This is a genomic window from Lishizhenia sp. (assembly GCF_057456495.1).
Genome location: NZ_JBVCPV010000165.1, coordinates 1 through 6,905, shown reverse-complemented (window position 1 = coordinate 6,905; position 6,905 = coordinate 1). Strand labels below are relative to the sequence as shown.

Here is a 6,905-nt window from a genome sequence, read left to right as displayed (position 1 = left end):
CTGTACGTTTCCGAACAGGGATTGTTCGTTTTCGAACAGCTGTTATAGGAGGTTGAATCATGTAGGTGTTGTTTATCAAGCGGTTAGCTTTTTGGCACAATACTTAATTGTAGCAATTGAAATATTAATAATCTGTGGATATAAAATTAGAACAAAGTTTTTGGGAAAGGCATAGACTAAAATTCATTGTAATAGGTGGTGTTTTGGGAATCCTTGCTTTAATCACTTACTATTTACAAAATAATGTAGTTGAAATACCTAATAAGCAATTGAAGTTTGCTGAAGTTAACTATGGAGAGTTTCAGGAAATTGTAATTGCAAATGGGAGTGTTCAGCCGAAACGAACTATATTGATAGATGCAAATGAAGGTGGTTCAGTACTCCAGAAAATGAAAGAGGACGGCGACACGGTTAAAGCCGGTGAAGTTTTACTTTCATTACAAAATGAAGCGCTGGTTTTAGAATATATGCAACGTGAGACGCAAGTAGTTGAGCAACTCAATAACTTAAGAAATACACAAATTACACTGCATCAAAATTTGCGTAGATTGGAAGATGATTATGCATTGACCAAGAAAGAGAAGGCAAATATTTGCAGAAGTTTTAAGGGAGATTCAGCTGTTTTTGCGCAACGAGGTTTGGCCCAATTGGAATATGAAAAACAAAAGGACGAGAAGGAGTACACGCTAAATCGTCTGAATGTTTTAAAAGGCAGGTTGGAAGAAGATCAACATTATCTGCAAGTGCAAAACGATAGGATAGAAGCTTCTATAGTTTTAATGGAAAGAAACCTTGAAATGATACGCTCGAAAATTGAAGAGATGCAAGTGTTGGTGCCTTTGAGTGGTAGACTAACATCGTTTGATGTTGAAATTGGACAAGTACTTTCTGCCAATGAGATAGTAGCGCGTGTGGATGTTCCTGGAGCTTATAAGATTGTTGCTTTGGTAGATCAGCATTACTTAAATAGGGTTGTGGTCGGACAAAAAGCGAGTTTTAAGGTACAAGGAAATTCTTACGACTTATACATTACAAAAGTGAAGCAAAATGTTGTGAATGGTCAGTTTGAAATAGAGTTGTTATTTGAAGATGAACAACCAGAGAGTTTGAGTCGTGGTCAAAGTTTTCAAGTGGCAATTGCAATAAGTGGTAAAGAGGAAACTCTGAAAATACCACGTGGGGCTTATTTTTCATCATCAGGAGGAAAGTTTGTTTACGTTGTGAAAGGAGATAAGGCGTACCAAAGAAGAATTGTTTTAGGAAAACAAAACCCTAGATACTATCAGGTAATAGAAGGATTAGAAGAGGGAGAACAAATCATTACGAGTTCTTACGACGGATATTTAAAAGAAAAAGAGATAATTATATTGAAGTAGCATGTTGAGATTAGAAAACATTATTAAAAAATACAGAACCTCTGCGGTGGAAACATTGGCTGTAAATGGTTTGAGTTTAGAGATACAGCAAGGTGAATTTGTGGCCATTATGGGAGCTTCTGGTTGTGGTAAATCTACTTTGTTAAACATTATAGGGATGTTAGATAATGCCGATAGCGGGCGTTACATGCTAAACGATAAAGATGTTTCGGCAATGCGACCGAAAGAAAGGACGGAGCTGCGCAAAAACACCATTGGCTTTGTATTTCAAAATTTCAATTTGATCGATGAGTTAACGGTGGGAGAGAATGTAGAGCTTCCACTTCAATATTTGAATATCCCCAAAAACGAACGAAAAGAAAAGGTGTTGAAAGTTTTGGAGAAGATGGGGATTGCTCATCGACAAAATCATTACCCTTCTCAATTGTCAGGTGGGCAGCAACAACGAGTAGCAGTTGCAAGAGCAGTAGTTACAGAACCAAAACTCGTACTAGCCGATGAGCCTACGGGAAATTTGGATAGTCATTTTGGGAATGAGGTGTTGGATATCCTCAAAGGATTGAATAATGCCGGAACAACGATAGTGATGGTTACTCACTCAGCCAATGATGCCAAGGCTGCCCAGAGAATTATTGAGTTACGCGATGGGAAAATGCTTTCTGAACGTGTAGAGGCGGTAAATCAATTGTAAAAGAAATGCTAGGAAATCAATTAAAAGTATTGTGGAGAAATCTCCTGGGGAATAAAGTCTACACTTTTTTAAATGTGATAGGTTTAGCTGTTGGTATTGCCGCCAGTACACTCATTGGACTTTATGTTATTGACGAAGTTTCTTACGATGCCTATCACGAGAAAAAAGACAGAATTTATCGTTTAACCACCAACTTAGACTTAAGTGGAGCCATGCAAGCGGCTGTAACCAACTTGGCTGTTGGACCTACTTTGAAAAGAGATTATCCCATCGTGGAGAACTACGTTCGTTTTTTTGGAGGGAATGGTGAAGTTGAATTAATGGTAGACAATACAGTTTACAAAACCAACAATATTCGCTTTACGGATAGTACATTGTTTGATGTATTTACTTACCAATTTATTCAAGGTGATTCTAAAGATGCTCTTACAGCGCCGAATACGGTAGTACTTACGGAGAGTTTAGCAAAGAAAGTATTCGGAACTACGGATGTGGTGAATAAACAGTTGAAAATGAATAACTCTATGTTACGTGTGACGGGAGTTATAGAGGATGTTAAACCTAATTCTGAAATTCAATTTAAAGCTGTTGTATCCATGAATACCTTGCCGCAACAAACGCGCGATGTATTTAACCAAGATTGGTTTAGGATAGGGGCTTTCACTTTTATTTTGATGAAAGAACACATAGATCCTTATGATTTTGAAGATGAACTTGATGAGGTCAACGAAAAGTATGTTTTGCCTTGGGGACAAGCCAACGGTTCGGAGGCTTCTCATGACTATATGTTGACTGAATTGAAAGATGTACATTTCGACAATAGGCATGAATACGATTTACCGAAGGGGAAAAAGAGCACCTTGTACATATTTATACTACTAGGTTTCTTCCTTTTACTCATTGCCTCATTTAATTTTATTAACCTGAGTTTGGCGCAACAACGCAAAAGGGCCAAAGAAGTAGGGGTGCGCAAAACACTAGGTGCGAGTAAGCAAAGTATAATGCGTCAATTTATTTTAGAAAGTTGTTTGCTCACTTTTGTAGCGATGTTGTTTGGACTCATGTTAACGGAAATATTTTTAGAGCAGTTCAATCAGGTTTCAGGGAAGAATATAGCGGCAATAGATGTTTTCACCCCACAGGTGTTATTGATAGAGATTGGAATATTTGCGTTCATTGCTATACTATCAGGAGCATATCCAGCTTTTATTCTTTCGAATTTAAAACCTACCACAGTATTGAAGGGAACACAACAAAAGGAGGGAAGTGTCGGAATGTTCAGAAAACTTTTGATTGGACTTCAATTCCTCTTTTCAATATTTATGATTACTGGTTCTCTACTCGTGGGGGATCAGTTGGAATACATTCGTGCTAAAAACTTAGGATTCGATAAAGAAAATTTGGTAACGGTGAATTTACCGAGTGACACTACTGCTCGTAAAAATGCGACGCCGTGGCTGGATTTGTTGAAGAATGATGATAGAATCAAAAGTCATTCTAGAAGTAATCTACCTACGGGAAGTAGTCCTGAAATCATGTTTAGAATTGAAGAGGAGGGTAAGTTGAAAGAACGTACAGTTAAATGTTTGTTTGTAGACGAATATTTTGCTGAAGTATTGGGCTTAAAAGTTACACAAGGAAGGTTTTTCTCACCTGAGTTCCCAACGGATGCTCAGCAAGGATTTATCGTTAATCAAACAGCTGTAGAACAGTTTGGTTGGGAAGATAATCCTTTAAATAAAAGAATACAATGGGGCTTGTTAGCTGATGGTCAGGCTGAAAATGATGGAAGGGTAGTAGGTGTGATAGAGGATTTTAACTTTCAGAGTTTGCACAATAAGTTAGAGCCTTTGATTCTTTTATACAATCCAATTCTTGAGGGAGGAACCACAGTTTCTATTCGATTAAAGGAAGGAGATTACACGACGACCTTAAATTATTTGGAGGAAGAGTGGGACAAGGCGGTAGAAACGCATGCATTTGACTTAAGTTTTTACGATCGAGACATAGCGGAGAATTACACTGACGAAACCAAACTTTTCACGATTTTCATGTTCTTTTCTGCGGTATCCATTGTTTTAGCAAGTTTCGGGTTGTTCTCTATTTTAAGTTATAGTATACAGGCAAGGTCTAAAGAAATAGGTATTCGTAAAGTTTTAGGAGCTAGTGATGTGCAGGTAATGTGGATCATAGCCAAAGACTTTGTTTGGTTGATGCTGGGTGCATTCCTAGTCGCAACACCTATTGTTTATTACCTCTGGAGCGGGTGGCTAGACGAATTTGCCTACCACACTCATTTACAGTTAGGAAGTTTGATTTTGAGCTTAGTGATTGCTCTTTTGCTTGTGGTTGTAACTGTAATTTATCATGGGGTGAAAGTATCTAAGACAAATCCCATAGAGAGTATACGAATTGAATAGTAAAATTGGGGAGCACATTAATAGTGATTGAATTGTTTTAGCAGCACAAAATCAAATTTTAATTACCTATAGTTTATACAAGCTTGTTGCTCCCCTTATTTTTCATTGGTGAAGCAAAGTGTTGACCTAATACGATAAATTATGAAACATATATTGAACTTATTATTACTGTTAATTGCTGGATTATTGACTACGCTTTAGCGGAAGTTAAAAGGAAGAAAAACGATAAAAAAAGTGTTCATTATCGAACAATCCTTATTTTTAAACTATGTCCCAAAAACACCCAGAAAAAATAGCGCTATTTGACGACGATGAAAATATTCTTATCGCCTTAAAGTTGCTCTTGCAAAAACATTACGCTAAGGTAAGCATGTTTAGTGTGCAAGAAGAATTGATTGCGGCCTTGGAAAGCGAGGAGTATGACGTTTTAATGATGGATATGAATTATTCCAAAGGCGAGATAAGTGGAGCGGAGGGATTGGCGTTTTTAAAAGTGTTAGTTGGTAAATTTCCTGCTTTGAGCATCGTGGTAATGACCGCGTTTAGTGAAATCAATTTGGCAGTTGAATCTATGAAAATTGGAGCGAAGGATTTTGTGAAGAAACCATGGGAGAATGCTCGATTGCTCAAAACCCTAGAGCAAGTTGTTCAATTAAAATCTACCACCCAGCAATTACAAAAGGTGAAAGCGGTGCAACGCATGGATTTTGTTGAAAACGCTGCCGAACTCGATTTTGGGATGATAGGAGATTCTCAAATCATGAGAGACTTGAAAGCTACCATTGCTCAAGTAGCAGAAACAGATGCGAATGTTTTAGTGCTTGGAGAGAACGGTACGGGGAAAGAGTTGGTGGCGAAGGCTTTGCATGCAGCAAGTTTGCGTAAAGAAGAAGCTTTTGTCAAAATTGATTTAGGAACGGTACATGAGCAGTTGTTTGAAGCGGAGCTTTTTGGGGCGAAAAAAGGAGCTTATACAGGTCTGAATATGGACAAGGAAGGGCGTATGATTTTGGCCGATAAAGGCACCTTGTTTTTGGATGAAATAGGTAATTTAAGTTTACCCTTACAAGCCAAAATGCTTTCTGTATTGCAGAATAGAGAAGTGATAGCGGTGGGGGATACCAAAGCGAAAAAGATAGATGTTCGCTTGATTGCTGCCACTAATATGCCCTTGGAAGAACTCTTGGATGGTGGAAAGTTTAGACAAGATTTATTGTACAGAATTAATACTGTAGAAATTGTTTTACCCCCGTTGAGAGAACGTAGAGAGGATGTAGATGATTTACTTCATTTCTTTAAGCAAAAGTTTGTTAGAAAATATAAAAAACAAGGGGTTGAGTTTAGTTCGCAAGCCATAGATGAGGCTAGATCGTACAGTTGGCCGGGGAATGTGAGAGAATTAGAACACGCTGTTGAACGCGCTGTAGTTTTGGCGAAAGACGGGGTGATTTATGCTAGCGACCTGGTAAATGCTGCCAAGAAAGATATGTATACAGGGCCAGGTGTATTGGCAAATTTAAACTTACAAGAAATGGAAATTGCCTTAATCAATGAGGCTTTGAAGGTACACAGGGGGAATATGACCAAAGCCGCCAAAGATTTGGGACTCACCAGAGCGGCTTTGTACAGACGCTTAGATAAATATGATTTGTAAGATGAGACTCAGGAAATTTTCTGTTGCAGTGGTGGTGAGGCTTTTGGTTCTTTTGGTACTAATGGCCTTTTTAAGTTTTGTTCTGTGGGAGAAAAACTGGGTCGCAACTCCTTTTGTTTTGGGAGGATTGATAATTTTTTCTACCATCGAATTGATTTATTTTATCTTTCGATTCCAACGTCATTTGGGGTATGCATTACACCAATATCGCTATGAAAAAGAGGTGCCTATGCAAACTGATTTTCCTGAAGTGTTTAAAGCACTCCAATTAATTATTCAAGAAAAAAACAGAGAAGACCAAAGTGCAAGCTTACAGCTTGAGCTTTTTAAAAAGGCTATACAGTTGGCACCATCAGCTATATTGCTGTGCGATAGCAAAGGAGATGTGGTGGTGCAAAGTGAAGGTGTAGAAAGGCTGTTGGGATGGAAATTGGGGAGGCAGTTGAAAGACTTAGATGATCATTGTCCAGGAGTGTTTGAGTTACTGGAGAACCTTAATGGTAATGGGCAATTGGTGTTAGAAGCTAAAGCTTTTAATTTTCAATTGGCAAAGGATGTTTTCGTGGATAAAAAATTACTCAACATTAGTGAGGTAGAATTTGTAATGTATGAGTTTACCTCGGATAAAGGTAGTTCTGATGAGTTTGAAGCTTGGGCGAATTTTGCCAAAGTGGTTGCGCATGAAATTAGAAATGGAATTTCTCCGGTGAAAAGTTTGGCTAATTCATTGCAGGATGAGGTGCGTTCAATTCCAAATGATGAGG

The 6,905-nt window shown here is 38.1% G+C and carries 5 protein-coding genes; all 5 read left to right on the top strand.

Annotation, left to right across the window (positions count from 1 at the left end; all coding sequences use genetic code 11):
- Positions 1–134: 134 nt before the first annotated feature.
- On the top strand, positions 135–1,376 hold the full coding sequence (locus tag AC22ZQ_RS11330) for an efflux RND transporter periplasmic adaptor subunit (RefSeq protein WP_318958884.1): 1,242 nt from the start codon (positions 135–137) through the stop codon (positions 1,374–1,376).
- A gap of 1 nt (position 1,377) precedes the next feature.
- Positions 1,378–2,067, top strand: a complete 690-nt coding sequence (locus AC22ZQ_RS11325; RefSeq protein WP_318958883.1) for an ABC transporter ATP-binding protein — start codon at positions 1,378–1,380, stop codon at positions 2,065–2,067.
- Positions 2,068–2,072: 5 nt separating this feature from the next.
- Entirely contained in the window at positions 2,073–4,487 is a 2,415-nt protein-coding gene (locus AC22ZQ_RS11320) for an ABC transporter permease (RefSeq protein ID WP_318958882.1), read from the top strand.
- Positions 4,488–4,755: 268 nt separating this feature from the next.
- The gene (locus AC22ZQ_RS11315; protein ID WP_318958881.1) at positions 4,756–6,141 is read left to right on the top strand and encodes a sigma-54-dependent transcriptional regulator; all 1,386 of its coding nucleotides are present in this window, start codon (positions 4,756–4,758) and stop codon (positions 6,139–6,141) included.
- 1 nt (position 6,142) lies between these two features.
- On the top strand, positions 6,143–6,905 hold a 763-nt coding region (locus AC22ZQ_RS11310; protein WP_318958880.1), incomplete at its 3' end, for a hypothetical protein.

Coding starts and splice junctions, on each gene's coding strand:
- AC22ZQ_RS11320 (WP_318958882.1), top strand. CDS start 2,073: ATGCTAGGAAATCAATTAAAAGTATTGTGGAGAAATCTCCTGGGGAAT.
- AC22ZQ_RS11325 (WP_318958883.1), top strand. CDS start 1,378: ATGTTGAGATTAGAAAACATTATTAAAAAATACAGAACCTCTGCGGTG.
- AC22ZQ_RS11315 (WP_318958881.1), top strand. CDS start 4,756: ATGTCCCAAAAACACCCAGAAAAAATAGCGCTATTTGACGACGATGAA.